The sequence below is a fragment of the Phreatobacter sp. genome (assembly GCF_051860605.1).
In the GTDB taxonomy this organism is placed as follows: domain Bacteria; phylum Pseudomonadota; class Alphaproteobacteria; order Rhizobiales; family Phreatobacteraceae; genus Phreatobacter.
The window spans coordinates 69,612-88,205 of sequence record NZ_JBHYDR010000011.1 but is presented as its reverse complement, the minus strand read 5'-3'; the positions used below and the strand labels follow the sequence as shown (position 1 = coordinate 88,205).

The following is an 18,594-nucleotide window of genomic DNA, read 5'->3' as shown; positions in this document are numbered from 1 at the left end:
ATCTGCCGTGACGGGCGAAGTGCATTGGCTCAGACGAGACGGAGAGACAGCGATGTCGCTTGCCGCGAAGAATGAGAGTGCAGTGCGCGCCTGGCCGCAGGCCATGCCGCTTGAGACGATGGCTGGACCTTTCGCCGCCGCAGCGATCCTGCCGGCCGCGGCGATGATGGCCGGGTTCGTGACGGTCTGGGGCGTCGGCTTCGGACTTGCCAGCGCCTTCGCCACCCTGCGCCGGGACAGACTGCCCGCTCCGGTCAACGACGAGCCGGCCCTGGCCGCGGCGCCTGCAGTTCGGCTGGTGGTGGCCAATGACGAACCACTGGTCGATGCGGCGAAGCCTGCGACGCCGAAGGACGGCGGCCTGAAGACGCCCGGACCCGGCGTTCCGCCGAAGCCGGCCAAGCCGGGCGGCGCGCCTCCCAAGCCGAAGGCTATGGCCGCAGCGCCGGTGACGGTTGCTGAAACCGTGGTCGCGGCGACCAAGCCTGCGACGCCGAAGGATGGCGGCCTGAAGACGCCCGGACCTGGCGTTCCGCCGAAGCCGGCCAAGCCGGGCGGCGCGCCGCCCAAGCCGAAGGCTATGGCTGCAGCGCCGGTGACGGTTGCCGAAACACTGGTCGCGGCCACGAAGCCGGCAACCCCGAAGGATGGCGGCCTGAAGACGCCCGGACCCGGCGTTCCGCCGAAGCCGGCCAAGCCGGGCAGTTCCCCGCCCAAGCCGAAATCGGCCGCCGCGCAGCCTGCTGCCCGGCGCAAGGCGACGCCGGCCGTGACGGTCGCTCCGCTGAAGATCGAGGCCAAGGCGACGTCCAAGGGCATTTCGCTGCCCCGGGTGTCGATCCAGGACGACAAGGCAGACGGGCCGCAGAAGACGTGAGGGAACGGTGCGGGCCAGCCCCGCACCGCCACAGACAATGACAGGGCAGCAGCCTTCCGCTGCTGCCAGACTGCGGGGGCTCCGCCGGGGCCGTCCGCGAGGACCGAATGGGACGACCGATGACGAAGCTGATCGTCGACGGACAGGAAGTCGAGGTTCCCGCCGAATACACGCTGATGCAGGCGTGCGAGGCGGCGGGCGCCGAGATTCCGCGATTCTGCTATCATGAGCGGCTGTCGATCGCCGGCAACTGCCGCATGTGCCTCGTGGAGGTGAAGGGCTCGCCGAAGCCCATCGCCTCCTGTGCGCAGAATGTCCGCGACCTGCGTCCCGGCCCGAACGGCGAGCCGCCGGTGGTCAACACCCGCACGCCGCTGGTCAAGAAGGCGCGCGAGGGGGTGATGGAGTTCCTCCTCATCAACCACCCGCTGGACTGTCCGATCTGCGACCAGGGCGGCGAGTGCGACCTGCAGGACCAGGCCATGGCCTATGGTGTCGACAAGTCGCGCTACCACGAGAACAAGCGCGCCGTTGAGGACAAGTATATCGGTCCGCTGGTCAAGACCGTCATGACGCGCTGCATCCACTGCACGCGCTGCGTCCGCTTCACCACCGAAGTGGCCGGCATTTCCGAGCTCGGCCTGATTGGCCGCGGTGAGGATGCCGAGATCACCACCTATCTCGAACAGGCCATGACCTCGGAGCTGCAGGGCAATGTGGTCGATCTCTGCCCGGTCGGCGCCCTGACATCGAAGCCCTACGCGTTTAATGCCCGCCCCTGGGAACTGCTCAAGACCGAATCCACCGACATGATGGATGCCGTCGGCTCGGCCATCCGTGTCGATGCGCGCGGCCGCGAGGTCATGCGCGTGTTGCCGCGCCTCAACGAGGCGATCAACGAGGAGTGGATCTCCGACAAGACGCGTCACGTCGCCGATGGCCTGCGCACCCAGCGCCTCGACCGCCCCTATCTGCGTGAGAACGGCCGGCTGCGGCCCGCTGCCTGGGCCGAGGCTTTCGCGGCCATCGCGGCGAAGGTGAAGGCCTCGGCCCCGGAGAAGATCGGCGCGATTGCGGGCGACCTCGCCACGCTGGAAGAGATGTATGCCCTGAAGGGCCTCGTCTCGGCTCTTGGCTCGAAGAACATCGACGGCCGGCCGGACGGCGTGCGGCTCGATCCGGCGCTTGGCCGGGCGACCTATGTCTTCAATCCCGGCATTGCTGCCATCGAACGGGCGGATGCGATCCTTCTGGTCGGCACCAATCCGCGCAAGGAAGCGCCGATCGTCAATGCGCGCATTCGCAAGCGCTGGCGGATGGGCAATGTCCGCATCGGCCTGATCGGCGAGCATGCCGACCTGACCTATACCCACGACTATCTCGGCGCCGGCCCCGAGACGCTGGCCGATGTGGTCGCGGGCAAGCATGCCTTCGCCGATGCGCTGAAGAAGGCCGAGCGGCCGCTGGTCATCGTGGGGCAGGGGGCGCTTGCGCGGCCTGACGGGCAGGAGGTGCTGTCGCTGGCCGCCCATGCCGCGACCGCCTTCGGTGCCATCGCCGATGGCTGGACCGGATTTGCCGTGCTGCATACGGCCGCCGCCCGCGTCGGCGCGCTCGATCTCGGCCTCGTGCCGGGCGAGGGCGGGCTTGATGCTGCGGCCATGGCGGCCGGCGGCGTGGAGGTGCTGTTCAACCTCGGCGCGGACGAGATCCCGGTCGCCGACGGACCTTTCGTCGTCTATATCGGCACCCATGGCGACCGCGGCGCCCATCGCGCCGATGTCATCCTGCCCGGCGCGGCCTATACCGAGAAGGCGGGCCTCACGGTCAATACCGAGGGGCGCGTCCAGGCGATCAGCCGGGCGGGCTTCCCACCGGGCGATGCCAGGGAAGACTGGGCCATCCTTCGCGCCCTCTCTGACCAGTTCGGCGTCACGCTGCCCTTCGATTCGCTGGCCCGGTTGCGCGCCACGATGGCGGTCGATCATCCCCACGCCTTGCGGGTGGGCGTGCTCGGCGAGCCGGACCAGGGCGCCATCGCGGCTCTTGCGAAACGCGGCGGCAAGGTCGGTTCGGCCCCCTTCACGGTCGCGGTCGACGACTTCTACCTGACCAATCCGATCGCCCGCGCCTCGGCCACCATGGCCGAATGCTCGGCGATCGCGAAGGGCGCCCACCGCCAGGCAGCGGAATAGCGGATCGGATCGATGGATTTCTTCTGGACCCACCTCTGGCCCGTCCTGCTGATCGTGATCCAGAGCCTCGTGCTCATGGTGGCGCTGCTGGTCTTCGTCGCCTTCATCCTGCTCGCCGACCGCAAGATCTGGGCTGCGGTCCAGCTTCGCCGCGGTCCCAACGTGGTCGGCCCCTTCGGCCTGCTGCAGAGCTTTGCCGACCTCCTGAAGTTCATCCTCAAGGAGCCGGTCGTCCCTTCAGGCGCCAACAAGGGGGTGTTTCTGCTTGCCCCGCTGGTCTCGGTGCTGCTGGCGCTTGCCGCCTGGGCCGTGATCCCGCTGCAGGAGGGCTGGGCGATCGCCGACATCAATGTCGGCATCCTGTTCATCTTCGCGGTGTCATCGCTCGGCGTCTATGGCGTGATCATGGGCGGCTGGGCGTCCAACTCGAAATATCCCTTCCTCGGCGCGCTGCGTTCGGCAGCCCAGATGGTCTCCTACGAGGTCTCCATCGGCTTCGTGATCATCTGCGTGCTGCTCTGCGTCGGCTCGCTGAACCTCACCGACATCGTCAAGGCGCAGGACAAGGGCATCGGCCTGTTCGGCTGGTTCTGGCTGCCGCTGTTCCCGGTCTTCGTGATCTTCTTCATCTCGGCCCTGGCGGAGACCAACCGGCCGCCCTTCGACCTGCCGGAAGCTGAGTCTGAGCTCGTGGCCGGCTTCATGGTCGAATATTCCTCGACCCCGTACATGATGTTCATGCTCGCCGAATACGTGGCGATCATGACCATGTGCGCGCTCACCACCATCCTGTTCCTGGGGGGATGGCTGCCGCCGTTCCCGTTCGCGCCGTTCACCTGGGTTCCGGGGGTGGTCTGGTTCGTTCTGAAGATCTCCCTGGTCTTCTTCATGTTCGCCATGGTGAAGGCCTTCGTGCCGCGCTACCGCTACGACCAGCTCATGCGGCTCGGCTGGAAGGTGTTCCTGCCGATCTCGCTCGCCATGGTGGTCGTCGTCGCCGCTGTGCTGCAGTTCACCGGCTGGGCGCCGTGAGGAGACAGATGTGGACGGCTTGCTGAACCCGGCCGGACTGATCGGCGCTCTCATCGGCGCCGGCATCGGCTGGGTGGATTACCGGATCATCTCCGGCATCCTCACCCGCAAGCTGCGCGAGACCGACCGCTCGACGACGGCCGCCGAGCGGGCGGACTACGAACGCAGGATCGTGCTGGCACAGCGCCTCCTGCTGGTGATCACCGTGCCCGTCTTCGCGGGCATAGGCTATTGGCTCGGCCGCACGCTCGGCGGCTGGGGCGTTTGAGGAGACGAGGTACATGGCGTCGGCAATCAGGCTCGACCGCGCGGCCAAGGCCCTGTTCCTGACCGAGTTCGTCTCGGCCTTCTTCCTGTCCATGCGCTATTTCTTCAAGCCGAAGGCGACCATCAACTACCCCTTCGAGAAGGGGCAGATTTCGCCGCGCTTCCGTGGCGAACACGCGCTGCGCCGCTATCCGAACGGCGAGGAGCGCTGCATCGCCTGCAAGCTCTGCGAGGCGATCTGCCCGGCCCAGGCGATCACCATCGAGGCCGGCCCGCGCCGCAACGACGGCACGCGCCGCACCACCCGCTACGACATCGACATGGTGAAATGCATCTATTGCGGCTTCTGCCAGGAGGCCTGCCCGGTGGATGCCATCGTCGAGGGGCCGAACTTCGAGTTCGCGGTCGAGACCCGCGAGGAGCTCTATTACGACAAGGTGCGGCTGCTTTCGAACGGCGACCGCTGGGAGCGCGAGATCGCCGACAGCCTGAAGCAGGACGCGCCCTATCGCTGATGCCGGAATGGGTCCGGACCCCGTCGTCTGGACGCATTCCAACTTGGACACTATGAGAAGCGCGCGCGGGGCTCCCCTCTTGAGTCTTCGTCAGCGCGCCCTTTGAAACAGGAACGGGGCAAAGGGGCAGATGCTCGCCGGTCTCTTCTTCTACCTCTTCGCGGCGGTGCTGATCGCATCCGCATTCATGGTGATTGCCGCGCGCAATCCCGTGCATTCGGTGCTGTTCCTGATCCTCGCCTTCGTCAACGCCTCCGGGCTCTTCGTGCTGATGGGCGCCGAGTTCCTGGCGATGATCCTGGTGGTCGTCTATGTCGGTGCGGTGGCGGTGCTGTTCCTGTTCGTCGTCATGATGCTCGATGTCGACTTTGCCGAGCTGCGCCAGGGCTTCCTGCAATATCTGCCGGTCGGGGTGCTTATCGGCCTCGTCGTTCTCGCCGAACTGTTCATGGTCATCGGCGCCTGGGTGATCGGCGGCGGCGCGCCGCGCGCCATCGCCGCGCCGATCCCGGCCGACATCACCAATGCCGAGGCGCTCGGACGGGTGCTCTACACGAAATACGTCTTCTTCTTCCAGACCGCCGGCCTGATCCTCCTGGTCGCCATGATCGGCGCCATCGTGCTGACGCTGCGCCACAAGGTCGGGGTGAAGCGGCAGGACCCGGGCGCGCAGGCGGCGCGCACGCCGGAGACCTCCATCGAGGTCGTCAAGGTCAAGACGGGCGAGGGGGTCTGACCATGCTCACAATCGGCCTCTCACACTACCTGTCGGTCGCGGCGATCCTGTTCACGCTCGGCATGCTCGGCATCTTCCTCAACCGGAAGAACGTCATCGTCATCCTGATGTCGATCGAACTGATCCTGCTGGCGGTCAACATCAATCTCGTCGCCTTCTCGACCCATCTCGGAGACCTTGTCGGCCAGGTTTTCGCGCTGCTGGTGCTCACCGTTGCCGCCGCCGAGGCGGCCATCGGTCTGGCGATCCTCGTGGTCTTCTTCCGCAACCGCGGCTCGATCGCGGTGGAAGACATCAACATGATGAAGGGCTGAGACGAACCCATGTATCAGGCCATCGTCTTTCTACCCCTCGTCGGCTTCCTGATCGCCGGGCTGTTCGGCCGGGCGCTGGGCGCGCGCGCCTCCGAGATCGTCACCACCAGCCTGCTCGGCATCTCGGCGCTTTTGTCCTGGGTCGCGTTCTACCAGGTCGGCTATGCCGGCCAGACGACCACCGTGGAATTGCTGCGCTGGATCCATGCCGGCTCGCTCGACGTGTCCTGGTCGCTGCGGATCGACACGCTCACCGCCGTCATGCTGGTGGTGGTCAATTCGGTGTCGTTCCTCGTCCACCTCTATTCCATCGGCTACATGCACGAGGATCCGCACCGGCCGCGGTTCTTCGCCTATCTGTCGCTGTTCACCTTCGCCATGCTCATGCTGGTGACGGCCGACGACCTCGTGCAGATGTTCTTCGGCTGGGAGGGCGTGGGCCTCGCCAGCTATCTGCTGATCGGGTTCTGGTACCAGAAGCCGACCGCCAATGCCGCGGCCATCAAGGCCTTCGTGGTCAACCGGGTCGGTGATTTCGGCTTCGCCCTGGGCATTTTCGGCGTCTACAAGCTGACCGGCTCCGTCGACTTCGACACGATCTTCGGCGCGGCACAGGGCCTCGCCGGCAAGCCGATGGAATTCCTCGGCTATCAGGTCGATGCACTCACCGTCGTGTGCCTGCTGCTGTTCATGGGGGCGATGGGCAAGTCGGCGCAGTTCCTGCTGCACACCTGGCTGCCGGACGCGATGGAGGGGCCGACGCCGGTCTCCGCGCTGATCCATGCCGCCACCATGGTCACCGCCGGCGTGTTCATGGTCGCGCGGCTGTCGCCGCTGTTCGAATATGCGCCGATCGCCCTTCAGGTGGTCATGTTCTTCGGCGCCACCACCGCCTTCTTCGCGGCGACCGTCGGCCTCGTCCAGAACGACATCAAGCGTGTGATCGCCTATTCCACCTGCTCGCAGCTCGGCTACATGTTCGTGGCGCTCGGGGCAGGGGCCTATTCGGTCGGCATCTTCCACCTGTTCACCCATGCCTTCTTCAAGGCGTTGCTGTTCCTCGGTGCCGGCTCGGTCATCCATGCCATGCATCACGAGCAGGATATCCGGCGCATGGGCGGCCTCGCCGGCCATATCAAGTTCACCTATGCGATGATGCTGATCGGCACGCTCGCCCTGACCGGGTTCGGCATTCCGTTCCTCCATATCGGCTTTGCCGGCTATCACTCGAAGGACGCCATCATCGAAGTGGCCTATGCCGCCCACGGCGCCATGGGGCCCTATGCCTTCGCGCTGACGGTCGCGGCCGCCGCCATGACCTCGTTCTATTCGTGGCGCCTCATCTTCCTGACCTTCCACGGCAAGCCGCGCTGGCAGGAGGGTCATCACGACGCCCATGGTCATGCCGCGCATGGTCATGCCGACCACGGACAAGCCGCGCATGGCGCCGGGGACGAGCACCGCGACCACGCCACCGCCGACGACCATCACGGTCACGGCCACGGCCATGCCCACACGCCGCACGAGAGTCCGGTGGTCATGCTGGTGCCGCTCGGCGCCCTGGCCTTCGGATCGGTGGTGGCCGGCTTCGCCTTCGCCAAGAAGTTCAACTACGAGGACGGCATCCGGTCGTTCTTCCGCGAGTCGATCTTCATGCGGCCGGACAACCACATCATCCACGCTTTCCACCAGGTGCCCGGATGGGTGCCGTGGACGCCGTTCGTCATGATGTCGCTGGGCTTCGTGCTGGCCTGGTACATGTACATCAAGGCGCCGCACGTGCCGGCCGATCTCGCCCGCCGGCACCACGGCCTCTACCAGTTCCTGCTCAACAAGTGGTATTTCGACGAGCTCTACGACCGCATCTTCGTCCGTCCGGCGCGCTGGCTCGGCCGCTTCCTGTGGAAGAAGGGCGACGGCTGGGTCATTGACGGCTTCGGACCCGACGGGGTGGCCGCGCGCGTGATCGACGTCACCCGCGGCGTCGTCCGTCTGCAGACCGGCTACGTCTATCACTATGCCTTCGCCATGCTGATCGGGGTCGCGGCGCTCGCCACCTGGTTCATGTTCTCCGGCGGCGTCGGGGGAGCCCGCTGATGTCCAATGCCCCGATCCTGTCCCTGATCACCTTCCTGCCGCTCCTCGGCGCGGCCCTGGTGATGATGGTCCGCGGCGACGACGAGGCCGCCCGCCGCAACATCCGCATGATCGCGCTGTTCACGACAGCCGTGACCTTCGGCCTGTCGCTGATCCCGGTCGCCCTGTTCAACCCGGCGACCGCCGAGTTCCAGTTCGTCGAGCGCGCCTCCTGGCTCGGCGGCGTCATCAGCTACCGGATGGGGGTGGACGGCATCTCGCTGCCGCTCATCATCCTGACCACCTTCCTGATGCCCTTCTGCATCCTGGCCTCGTGGACCTCCATCGAGCACAGGGTGAAGGAATATATGGTCGCCTTCCTGGTGCTTGAGACGCTGATGATCGGCGTCTTCTGCGCCCTCGACATCGTGCTGTTCTACCTGTTCTTCGAGGCCGGCCTCATCCCGATGTTCCTGATCATCGGCATCTGGGGCGGCAAGCGGCGCATCTACGCCTCGTTCAAGTTCTTCCTCTACACGCTGCTCGGCTCGGTGCTGATGCTGCTCGCCATCATGGCGATGATCTGGACGGCCGGCACCAGCGACATCGCGGAACTGATCAAGCGCGGCCCCAGCGTCTTCTCGCGCGACATGCAGTTCTGGCTCTGGGTGGCCTTCTTCGCCTCCTTCGCGGTGAAGATGCCGATGTGGCCGGTCCATACCTGGCTGCCGGACGCCCATGTCGAGGCGCCGACAGCCGGCTCCGTCATCCTCGCCGGCGTGCTGCTGAAGATGGGTGGCTACGGCTTCCTGCGCTTCTCGTTGCCGATGTTCCCGGAGGCGAGCGCCTTCTTCGCGCCGCTGGTCTTCGCCCTGTCGGTGATCGCCATCATCTACACCTCGCTGGTGGCGATGATGCAGGAGGACATCAAGAAGCTGATCGCCTATTCCTCCGTCGCCCATATGGGCTTCGTGACCATGGGCATTTTCGCCGGCAATGCCGAGGGCATCCAGGGCGCGGTGTTCCAGATGGTCTCGCACGGCATCGTGTCGGGGGCGCTCTTCCTGTGTGTCGGCGTCGTCTATGACCGCATGCACACGCGCGAGATCGCCGCCTATGGCGGTCTCGTGAACCGCATGCCGATCTATGCCGTCATCTTCATGATCTTCACCATGGCCAATGTCGGCCTGCCGGGCACGTCCGGCTTCGTCGGCGAGTTCCTCACGCTGATCGGCGCCTTCAAGGCCTCCACCATCGTGGCGTTTCTCGCCACGACGGGCGTCATCCTGTCGGCCTGCTATGCCCTGTGGCTCTACTGGCAGGTCATCTGGGGCGAGTTGACCAAGCCGGCGCTGAAGGCGATCACCGACGTCAACACCCGCGAGGTCACCATCCTCGCCCCGCTGGTCGTGCTGACCATCCTGCTTGGCATCTATCCGACCGTCGTGCTGTCGACCTCCGAGGTTGCGGTCAACGCGCTGGTCGAAAGCTACAACCAGGCGATCACCGCGGCGGGCCGAACGGCCGCCGTTCTGCCGCGCTGAGGGATCGGGAACCCATGAACGCTCCGCTCCTCGACCTTGCTCCGGCGCTGCCCGAACTGATCCTCGCGGTCGGTGCCATGGCCCTGCTCATGTATGGCGTCTTCGCCGGCGATGGGTCCAACCGCGCCGTCACCGCCGGGGCCGTGGTCCTGCTGGTCGCCGCCGCCATCGCGACGCTTGCCGTCAGCGGCGCCCCGCGCGCCACCTTCGGCGGCTCCTTCCTGTTCGACGCCTTTGCCCGCTTCATGAAGGTGCTCGCCTTCCTCGGTGCGGCGGTGACGCTGGTCCTGTCGCACGACTTCCTCAGGCGGGAGAAGGTCGAGCGCTTCGAGTTCCCGATCCTGGTCGTGCTGTCCGCCACCGGCATGGGCATCCTGATCTCGGCCGGCGACCTGATCGCGCTCTATCTCGGCCTCGAACTCATGTCGCTGTCGCTCTATGTGGTGGCCTCCATCCATCGCGACGATGCGCGCTCGTCCGAGGCGGGCCTGAAATATTTCGTCCTCGGCGCCCTGTCCTCCGGCATGCTGCTCTACGGCTGCTCGCTCATCTACGGCTTCACCGGAACGGTGGCCTTCGATGGCATTGCGGCCGCCGTCAAGACCGGCCCGATCAGCCTCGGCCTGGTCTTCGGCCTCGTCTTCCTGATCGCCGGACTTGCCTTCAAGGTCTCGGCCGTGCCGTTCCACATGTGGACGCCGGACGTCTATGAGGGCGCGCCCTCGCCGGTGACGGCCTTCTTTGCCGCCGCACCGAAGGTGGCGGCCATCGCCATCTTCGCGCGCGTCATGGTCACCGGCTTTCCGGGCGCAACCGCCCAATGGCAGCAGATCGTCGTCTTCGTCTCGGTCGGCTCCATGCTGCTCGGCTCGTTTGCCGCCATCGGGCAGACCAACATCAAGCGGCTGATGGCCTATTCCTCCATCGGCCATATGGGTTTCGCGCTGGTCGGGCTCGCGGCCGGCACCGCGAACGGCGTGCAGGGCATTGCCATCTACATCGCCATCTACATGGTCATGACGCTCGGCACCTTCGCCTGCATCATCGCCATGCGGCGCGGCGACGGTCCGGTCGAGACCATCGACGATCTGGCCGGTTTGTCGCGCACCAATCCCATGATGGCCGCCTCGCTGGCCGCGCTGCTGTTTTCGCTGGCGGGCATTCCGCCGCTCGCCGGCTTCTTCGCCAAATTCTACGTCTTTGCGGCGGCCATCGAGGCCAAGCTCTACACGCTGGCGGTCATCGGCGTTCTGGCCAGCGTGGTCGGCTGCTACTACTACCTGCGCATCATCAAGCTGATGTATTTTGACGAGCCGGCACCGGCTTTCGAGCCGATGCGCTTCGAGCAGAAGGCGGTGCTGGGCCTTGCCGCGCTGTTCGTCACCTTCTTCGTGCTCTATCCGGCCCCGCTGGTGGCAGCCGCCGGCGCAGCCGCGCGCGCGCTGTTCTGATCAGGTGCCGGCTCTCTCCGACACCGCGCGGGCGGCAGGTTTCCAACTGGTCCATCTCGACGCCGTGGGGTCCACCAATGCCGAGGCGCTGGCGAGCGGGGCGACGGGCGAGACCCGCCCGACCTGGTTCGTCGCCGACCGGCAGACGGCCGGACGGGGCCGGCGCGGCCGCGCCTGGGTTGGCCTCGACGGCAATCTCTTCGCAACCCTTCTGCTGACGGATCCGGCCCCGGCGCCGCGCATTCCCGAACTGTGTTTCGTGGCCGCTCTCGCCCTCGACGATGCGTTGCTGAAACTGGCACCCGATCTCGAGATCCGGTTCAAGGTGAAGTGGCCGAATGACGCCCTTCTGGATGGTGCGAAGGTTTCCGGCACGCTGATCGAGGCGACGACACGCGGCGCGGTCACGCAGGCCGCCATCGGCATCGGCGTCAACATTGCCGGCCATCCGGACGGCATGCCCTATCCGACCACCTCGCTCCAGGCCGCCGGCTTTGCGGTGACGCGCGACCAGGTCTTCGAGGCGCTGTCGAAATCCATGGTGACGGCGCTTGCCATCTGGAACCGCGGTCAGGGCTTCGATGCCATCCGTGCAGGCTGGCTCGCGCGGGCCCACAATCTCGGCCGCCCGGTGGCGGTCCGGATCGATGGACGGCATGTCGAGGGAATTTTCGTCGGGCTGGACGGGCAGGGGCGGCTGCTGCTCGACACGCCGGACGGACGCGAGACGATCATGGTGGGTGAGGTGATGCCCTCGCTGGCAGGGATGGTGCACTGACATGGCAAGACGGGGCGGACGCGGCCACGCAGAGGAACTGGTCTTCGCCCCGCTTGGCGGCGTCGGCGAGATCGGTATGAACTTCTCGCTATACGGCTATGGGCCGCCGGCGAAGAAGGAATGGATCGCGGTGGATTGCGGCGTCGCCTTTGCCGGTCCCGATCTTCCCGGCATCGACCTCGTCATGGCCGATCCCGCCTTCATCGCCGACGAGCGCCGGCACCTCAAGGCGCTGATCATCACCCATGCCCACGAGGACCATATCGGCGCGGTCGTCGATCTGTGGCCGCGCCTGCGCTGTCCCGTCTATCTGACCCCGTTCGCGGCTGCGATGCTGGAAGCCAAGCGCCTCTCCGAGGCCGGCGCGCCGGACGTGCCCATCCATGTCATCGCGCCGGGCGTGACGGTTGAGGCCGGTCCCTTTGCGTTCGAGTTCATCGCCGTTGCCCATTCGATCCCTGAATCGAACGCGGTGGCGATCCGCTCCCCGCTCGGCATGGTGCTGCATACCGGCGACTGGAAGATCGATCCAACGCCCGTTCTGGGGGCAAAGACCGACGAGGCCCGCCTGAGGGCGCTGGGCGATGCCGGCGTCCTGGCCATGATCGGCGATTCCACCAATGCCATCCGCGAGGGCGTCTCTCCGTCCGAGCGCGAGGTCGCCGGTGAGCTTGAACAGATCATCAGGGCCGCCAAGGGCAGGGTGGCGGTGACCACCTTCGCCTCGAATGCCGGGCGCATCCGCTCGGTCGCGGAGGCTGCCATGCGCTGCGACCGTCAGGTCGTGCTCGTCGGCCGCGCCATGGAGCGGGTCATGGGCATCGCCCGCGAGCAGGGCATGCTGGATGGCATCCCGCCCTTCGTCGGTGCCGAATCCTATGGCTACCTGCCGCGCGACAAGGTGGTCGCCTGCCTGACCGGCAGCCAGGGCGAGCCGCGGGCCGCGCTCGCCCGCATCGCCAATGACGATCATCCGGAAGTGACACTCGCGGCCGGCGACACCGTCGTGTTCTCCTCCCGCACCATTCCCGGCAACGAGAAGGCCGTTGGCGGCATCATCAACGGGCTGGTGAAACAGGGCGTCCATGTCATCACTGACCGCGAGCGGCCGCTCGTCCATGTCTCGGGCCATCCGCGGCGCGGCGAGATGGAGCAACTCTATCAATGGGTGCGGCCGGCCATCTCGGTGCCGGTCCACGGCGAGGCACTGCACCTGGCCGCCCATGCCGAACTGGCGAGGCGCATGGGCGTGAAGGACGTGATCCTTGCCAGTGACGGCGACGTCATCCGTCTTGCTCCCGGTGAGCCCGACGTGGTCGACACGCTGCCATCGGCGCGGCTGCTCAAGGATGGGGCGCTGCTCATTCCCGAGGGGCTGCGCGTCGTGCCCGAACGGCGCCGGCTGGCCTTCGCCGGCATCGTCTCGGTGGCGATCGCCATGGACGAGCGTGGCCAGATCGTCGGCGACATCCAGATGGACATGGCCGGCATCCCGGAGGCCGATGCCACGGGCGACAGCCTGGTCGATCTCATCGAGGAAACGGTGATCGACTGCGTGGAGAACCTGCCCAAGGCGCGCCGCCGCGACCCCGATGCCGTGTCGGAGAGCGTGACGCGCGCCATTCGCGGAACCGTGAATGGCCGTTGGGGCAAAAAGCCGATGTGCCACGTGCTGGTGCTGACGGTATAAGCCAGCGTTCCCGGACGGAGACCGCAGCCATGATCGGACGCCTCAACCACGTTGCCATTGCCGTGCGCGACATCGCCGCCGCCAGTGCGCTCTATCGCGACACGCTGGGCGCCAGAGTGACCGCCCCCGTCGACCAGCCGGCCCATGGCGTCACCGTCGTCTTCGTCGAACTGCCCAACACCAAGATCGAGTTCCTCCAGCCGCTCGGCGCCGACAGCCCGATCGCGCGGTTTCTCGACAAGAACCCGGACGGCGGCATCCACCATGTCTGCTACGAGGTCGACGACATCATCGCCGCCCGGGATCATCTGAAGGCGCAGGGCGCGCGTATCCTCGGCGACGGCGAGCCGAAGATCGGCGCCCATGACAAGCCCGTGCTGTTCCTCCATCCGAAGGACTTCAACGGCACGCTGGTGGAGCTCGAACAGGCATGACGCTGCCCGCAGCCCTGGCGATCTACTTCATCATCTGGTGGCTCACGCTGTTCGCCATCCTGCCCTTCGGAATCCGCTCCCAGATCGAAGCGGGCGCGGTGGTTCCCGGCAGCGATGGCGGCGCTCCTTCTCGTCCGGGTCTGGCGGCGAAGGTGCTGTGGACCACGCTCGTTTCGGGGGTCATCTTCGGCCTCTACTACGCCAATTACGTCACCGGTTACATCACGCTCGAAGACCTGCCGGCGTTCCTGCGCGGCCCCGCCGTCTGATCCGTATTCATCCGGATGGCTTGAGCTGCACTTTTTTTGGCCAGCTGCTGCCCAACTTGATGACAAAGCATTTTATGTCGTCTAGCGTCCGCATGCTGCAAGAAACAGACCGGCGCACAACGAAGCCAAGGTCAAGGCGGCTCAGGTCTTGGGAGGAAGACCACCAAGGACGGCGCGTTCATCGGAACGACGCCGACGGCTCATAAAATGGGAGACGTGTGGCGCGCTCGCTCGCGACGGCGATCTCCAGAGCATACCTTCGGGGGGCGGGGTCTTTGATCCCGCCTTTCCTTTTTGGCCAGCCTGGTAGCATCGCCGGACTGTTCAAGGGCCTGACCGTCGCGGTCACGCCAGCGCCTTGGCCATCCGGAAATTGGTCAGCACTTCGCCGCGCGCCGGAATGGCCCGCATCATCACGACGGTGAAGCCGTGGCGTTGGAAAACCGGCCGTGCCGCAAGGCTCGCATCGGTCGTCAGCCCGGACATCCCGCCGCTCCGGGCCTCCGCCTCCACGCGGCCGAGCAGGGCGCGCGCGACGCCGCGACCCTGGAAGCGCGGCTCGACGAACAGCATGTCGATATGCCCGTCCGCCATCAGGTCGGAGAAGCCGGCCACCTCGCCATCTATCTCCGCAATGAAGGTCGGGCGGCTCGCCCGCCGCTCCGCCCAGCCGTCCCGATCAACGGTGTCGGGCGCCCAGGCCTCCACCTGCCGGGCGGTGTAGTGGCGGGGGGCATTGTTCCTCACCGCCCGCCGGAACAGGCCGATCAGGGCGTCCAGATCATCGGGCCGGTAGAGCCGGATCGTGATGGGCGCCGGTGCATCGGGATCCTTCATCATTGCGCCTGCCATGCTTGCTTCCCGCGCCAAAACCGGGTCAAGTCCGCCACCCGCGGCCGCCTGAACCGGGCCGCGCACAGACCGCGACCAGAGGACCCTCGATGCGTCTCAGCCGTTACTTCCTGCCTATCCTGCGCGAGACGCCCAAGGAAGCCGAGATCGTCTCCCACCGCCTCATGCTCAGGGCAGGCATGGTCCGCCAGGAGAGCGCCGGCATCTATGCCTGGCTGCCGCTCGGGTACCGCGTGCTGCGCAAGGTCGAGCAGGTCATCCGCGAGGAGCAGGACCGTTCCGGCGCCATCGAACTGCTGATGCCGACCATCCAGTCGGCGGATCTGTGGCGCGAGAGCGGCCGCTATGACGCCTATGGCAAGGAGATGCTGCGCATCCGCGACCGGCATGATCGCGAGATGCTGTTCGGCCCGACGAACGAGGAGATGATCACCGAGATCTTCCGGGCCTATGTGAAGAGCTACAAGGACCTGCCGCTGAACCTTTATCACATGCAGTGGAAGTTCCGGGACGAGGTGCGGCCACGCTTCGGCACCATGCGCTCGCGCGAGTTCCTGATGAAGGATGCCTATTCCTTCGACCTCGACCAGGCGGGCGCCGTCCATGCCTACAACCGCATGTTCGTCGCCTATCTCAGGACCTTCGAACGGTTCGGGCTGAAGTCCATTCCCATGCGCGCCGATACCGGCCCGATCGGCGGCGACCTCAGCCACGAGTTCATCATTCTCGCCGATACGGGCGAGTCCGAGGTCTTCTGCCACAAGGATTATCTCGACTTCCCGGTGCCGCCGGCCGACACCGATTTCGACGATGTCGAGGGCCTCAAGGCGAGCGTCGCCAAATGGACCTCGCTCTATGCGGCGACCTCCGAGATGCACGACGAGGCGGCCTACAACGCCATTCCCGAGGCCTCGCGCGTCTCGGCGCGCGGCATTGAGGTCGGTCACATCTTCTATTTCGGCACCAAATATTCCGACCCCATGGGCGCGACCGTGCAGGGGCCCGACGGCAAGCCTGTGCCGGTCCATATGGGCTCCTACGGAATCGGCCCGACGCGCGTGGTCGCCGCCATCGTCGAGGCGTGCCATGACGAGGCCGGCATCCGGTGGCCGACGGAGGTCGCTCCCTTCACGGTAGCGCTGCTCAACCTGAAGCAGGGCGACAGCGCCTGCGATTCGGCCTGCGAAGGGCTCTATCGTTCGCTCGGCGCCGCCGGCATCGACGTGCTCTACGACGACCGTGACGACCGTCCCGGCGCGAAATTCGCCACCGCCGATCTGATCGGCATCCCGTTCCAGGTCATGGTGGGGCCGCGCAGCCTGGCCGAGGGCAAGGTGGAACTGAAGGTGCGCGCCACCGGCGAGCGCGAGATGCTGGCGGCTGGCGATCTCGTCGAACGGATCACCGGTGGCTGACTTCGTGATCCGCGTCGTCGGTCCGGCCGACGCTCACCTGTTTGGCCGCATCGCCCCGGACGTCTTTGACGGGCCGGTGGTGCCGGAGCGCCTGGCGGCCTATCTCGCCCGGCCCGACCACATCATGGTGCTCGCTCTCGAAGGGGATGAGGTGGTTGGCCAGGTCGCCGGCGTGATCCACCACCATCCCGACATGCCGGACGAACTCTACATCGATAATCTGGGCGTCACGCCGGGCCGGCAGCGCCGCGGGATCGGGCGCAGGCTCATGGAGGCCATCTTCGAGATCGGGCTGCAGCGCGGCTGCGAGGAGGCCTGGGTCGCGACCGAGACGGACAACGGTCCCGCCCGCGCCCTCTACCGCGCGCTGGAGCCGGTGGAGGACGAAAGGGTGGCGTTCTACCAGTATGAACTGTGAGCCGGCCGAGCAGGGCGCCTCGGCCTTCAGATGCGACCGCGGCAGGGCACGCATGCCTTGCGACGGGCCGCTCGTGTCCCACATCCTGCTTGCGATCCGGGACGGCCCGGACCTTCTGATCATGGCCAGCGGGGACGACCCCGCCATGATGGAGGGTCTGACATGGCATGGATCTATCTCGTTCTCGCCGGCCTGTTCGAGATCGGCTGGGCGGTCGGCCTGAAGTTCACCGACGGCTTCACGAGGCCCATGCCGACCGCGCTGACGGTCGCCAGCATGGCGGTGAGCCTCTTCCTGCTCGGCCTCGCGCTCAAGTCGCTGCCGCTCGGCACGGCCTATGCCATCTGGACCGGCATCGGAACTGTCGGAACGGTGGTCCTCGGCATCGCGCTGTTCGGCGAGAGCACCCACGTCCTGCGGCTCGCCTGTATCGGCCTCATTGTCATGGGCATTGTCGGACTCAAGGTCGTCACGCCTTGAGTGAGCAAAACCAGAGATTTATGCCGATGATCTCATGTATCATGAGAGCATGAAGGCCTCGTGGATGGCGCTCTTCACGCCGCCGCCCATCTGGGGTCCGCCGCCTGCCACATAGATCGCATCGCCAATGGCCACGGCGCCCATGCCGTGGCGGGGCGTCAGCATCGGGGCATAGGCCTCCCAGCGATCGGCGGCCAGATCATAGGCCTCGTTCTGCCCATAGACGCGGTTCCAGCCCTCGCCACCCATGCAGAAGATGCGTCCGCGGAATAGCACGGCGCCGTGGCCGGACCGGGCCGTCGGCATGTGGTTGCGCGCGGTCCAGCGGTCCTCGCGCGGATCGTAGACGTGGTGCAGCACCGAATTGGTATGGAAGGAATCGACCCGTCCACCGATCAGGTGGATCAGGCCCTCGACGGTGACGATGCCGGTATGGTCGCGGCCGAGCGGCATGGGGGCCACGCGCGTCCACCGGTCGTCCTTCGGATCATAGACCAGGTGCCAGTCGATCGATTTGCGGGTGGCGAACGTGTTGCCCGTGGCGCCGCCGATGGCATGGATGCGCTCGCCGATCGTCGTGCAGGCAATGGCGCCGCAGGCTTCGGGCAGGGGACGGATCGCCGACCAGCGGTCGCCCTCCACCCCCCAGACGAAACATTCGGCATGCGGCGTGCGGTTCTGCTCGATGAAGCCGCCGATGGCATAGAGCCGCTGGCCTGCCACAGCGACGCCGACATGGTTGGCGCCGCGCGGCACCTCGGCAGCGGTGATCCAGCTGTCATTGGCCGGGTCATAGACATGGTGATACGGCCGGTCGACCCGCTGCTCGGCATAGCCGCCGACGAGGTGCATCCGGCCCTCGCGGCCGACCGCCCAGGCCATTTCCGTGCGCGGAATGGGCAGCGGCGCCTTCGGCACCCAGCGGCCGGGATTGGGCGCCTGCGGCACCGGGCTCGTCACATCGGCCTGCTGGTGATGGATTTCGGGCAGGTCGACCCGGCCAGGCGCGTTCAGCCGCTCGAACTGGCCCTGGCGGTGCTGATGCGGCCCGTGGGACGAGTGTGGCCCATGCTGGGCATGCGGGTTCTGCGCGAGCGCGGGACCGGAGACGACGGCGATGCCGCCCGTGACCATCAGGCGGCGCGAAAGGATGGTGTTCACCGGCGCTCTCCCAGCAAGATCGTGACGCAACGTGAAGGCTAGCGCCGATCCGCCAGCCGGCAAGCCGGGACCGGGCAATGTCACGCGGGC

Annotated in this window: 19 protein-coding genes; 17 read left to right on the top strand and 2 right to left on the bottom strand. The window is 66.5% G+C overall.

What is annotated here, in order from left to right; all coding sequences use genetic code 11:
- Positions 1-52 precede the first annotated feature (52 nt).
- The 14 genes from ACTIFS_RS17970 to ACTIFS_RS17905 all read left to right on the top strand — a co-directional run bounded on the left by ACTIFS_RS17970 (position 53) and on the right by ACTIFS_RS17905 (position 14,178).
- Entirely contained in the window at positions 53-877 is an 825-nt protein-coding gene (locus tag ACTIFS_RS17970; protein ID WP_439575500.1) for a hypothetical protein, read from the top strand.
- A gap of 119 nt (positions 878-996) precedes the next feature.
- The gene (nuoG, locus tag ACTIFS_RS17965; RefSeq protein WP_439575499.1) at positions 997-3,072 is read left to right on the top strand and encodes an NADH-quinone oxidoreductase subunit NuoG; all 2,076 of its coding nucleotides are present in this window, start codon (positions 997-999) and stop codon (positions 3,070-3,072) included.
- A gap of 12 nt (positions 3,073-3,084) precedes the next feature.
- On the top strand, positions 3,085-4,104 hold the full coding sequence (gene nuoH / locus ACTIFS_RS17960) for an NADH-quinone oxidoreductase subunit NuoH (protein WP_439575498.1): 1,020 nt from the start codon (positions 3,085-3,087) through the stop codon (positions 4,102-4,104).
- A 10-nt stretch (positions 4,105-4,114) separates the two neighbouring features.
- On the top strand, positions 4,115-4,372 hold the full coding sequence (locus ACTIFS_RS17955; RefSeq protein WP_439575497.1) for a hypothetical protein: 258 nt from the start codon (positions 4,115-4,117) through the stop codon (positions 4,370-4,372).
- Between the two features lie 25 nt (positions 4,373-4,397).
- Positions 4,398-4,886: an NADH-quinone oxidoreductase subunit NuoI gene (gene nuoI / locus ACTIFS_RS17950; protein ID WP_439575595.1), complete on the top strand. Its 489-nt coding sequence runs from the start codon at positions 4,398-4,400 to the stop codon at positions 4,884-4,886.
- A gap of 130 nt (positions 4,887-5,016) precedes the next feature.
- A complete protein-coding gene (locus tag ACTIFS_RS17945) occupies positions 5,017-5,622 on the top strand; it encodes an NADH-quinone oxidoreductase subunit J (protein ID WP_439575496.1) in 606 nt (201 codons plus the stop codon).
- Positions 5,623-5,624: 2 nt separating this feature from the next.
- Positions 5,625-5,936 (top strand): NADH-quinone oxidoreductase subunit NuoK, encoded by a 312-nt coding sequence (gene nuoK / locus ACTIFS_RS17940; RefSeq protein WP_439575495.1) that lies wholly within the window; start codon positions 5,625-5,627, stop codon positions 5,934-5,936.
- A gap of 9 nt (positions 5,937-5,945) precedes the next feature.
- On the top strand, positions 5,946-8,033 hold the full coding sequence (gene nuoL, locus ACTIFS_RS17935; RefSeq protein WP_439575494.1) for an NADH-quinone oxidoreductase subunit L: 2,088 nt from the start codon (positions 5,946-5,948) through the stop codon (positions 8,031-8,033).
- Positions 8,033-9,556, top strand: coding sequence for an NADH-quinone oxidoreductase subunit M (locus ACTIFS_RS17930; RefSeq protein ID WP_439575493.1), 1,524 nt, complete (start codon positions 8,033-8,035; stop codon positions 9,554-9,556). The genes nuoL and ACTIFS_RS17930 overlap by 1 nt, the downstream gene beginning before the upstream one ends.
- A gap of 14 nt (positions 9,557-9,570) precedes the next feature.
- Entirely contained in the window at positions 9,571-11,007 is a 1,437-nt protein-coding gene (gene nuoN / locus ACTIFS_RS17925) for an NADH-quinone oxidoreductase subunit NuoN (protein ID WP_439575492.1), read from the top strand.
- A 4-nt stretch (positions 11,008-11,011) separates the two neighbouring features.
- Positions 11,012-11,785, top strand: coding sequence for a biotin--[acetyl-CoA-carboxylase] ligase (locus ACTIFS_RS17920; protein ID WP_439575491.1), 774 nt, complete (start codon positions 11,012-11,014; stop codon positions 11,783-11,785).
- A gap of 1 nt (position 11,786) precedes the next feature.
- Positions 11,787-13,475, top strand: coding sequence for a ribonuclease J (locus tag ACTIFS_RS17915; protein WP_439575490.1), 1,689 nt, complete (start codon positions 11,787-11,789; stop codon positions 13,473-13,475).
- A gap of 29 nt (positions 13,476-13,504) precedes the next feature.
- Positions 13,505-13,909, top strand: coding sequence for a methylmalonyl-CoA epimerase (gene mce / locus ACTIFS_RS17910; protein ID WP_439575489.1), 405 nt, complete (start codon positions 13,505-13,507; stop codon positions 13,907-13,909).
- Positions 13,906-14,178, top strand: coding sequence for a DUF1467 family protein (locus tag ACTIFS_RS17905; RefSeq protein ID WP_439575488.1), 273 nt, complete (start codon positions 13,906-13,908; stop codon positions 14,176-14,178). The genes mce and ACTIFS_RS17905 overlap by 4 nt, the downstream gene beginning before the upstream one ends.
- A 345-nt stretch (positions 14,179-14,523) precedes the next feature.
- On the opposite strand, the gene ACTIFS_RS17900 is transcribed toward ACTIFS_RS17905, so the two are convergent.
- On the bottom strand, positions 14,524-15,030 hold the full coding sequence (locus tag ACTIFS_RS17900; RefSeq protein WP_439575487.1) for a GNAT family N-acetyltransferase: 507 nt from the start codon (positions 15,028-15,030) through the stop codon (positions 14,524-14,526).
- 89 nt (positions 15,031-15,119) lie between these two features.
- On the opposite strand from ACTIFS_RS17900, the gene proS reads away from it, so the two are divergent.
- The 3 genes from proS to sugE all read left to right on the top strand — a co-directional run bounded on the left by proS (position 15,120) and on the right by sugE (position 17,343).
- A complete protein-coding gene (gene proS, locus ACTIFS_RS17895) occupies positions 15,120-16,445 on the top strand; it encodes a proline--tRNA ligase (RefSeq protein WP_439575486.1) in 1,326 nt (441 codons plus the stop codon).
- On the top strand, positions 16,438-16,863 hold the full coding sequence (locus ACTIFS_RS17890) for a GNAT family N-acetyltransferase (protein ID WP_439575485.1): 426 nt from the start codon (positions 16,438-16,440) through the stop codon (positions 16,861-16,863). The genes proS and ACTIFS_RS17890 overlap by 8 nt, the downstream gene beginning before the upstream one ends.
- 162 nt (positions 16,864-17,025) lie before the next feature.
- On the top strand, positions 17,026-17,343 hold the full coding sequence (gene sugE / locus ACTIFS_RS17885) for a quaternary ammonium compound efflux SMR transporter SugE (protein ID WP_439575484.1): 318 nt from the start codon (positions 17,026-17,028) through the stop codon (positions 17,341-17,343).
- Between the two features lie 39 nt (positions 17,344-17,382).
- Here sugE and ACTIFS_RS17880 read toward each other — a convergent pair whose 3' ends face one another.
- The gene (locus ACTIFS_RS17880) at positions 17,383-18,504 is read right to left on the bottom strand and encodes a Kelch repeat-containing protein (protein WP_439575483.1); all 1,122 of its coding nucleotides are present in this window, start codon (positions 18,502-18,504) and stop codon (positions 17,383-17,385) included.
- Positions 18,505-18,594 lie beyond the last annotated feature (90 nt).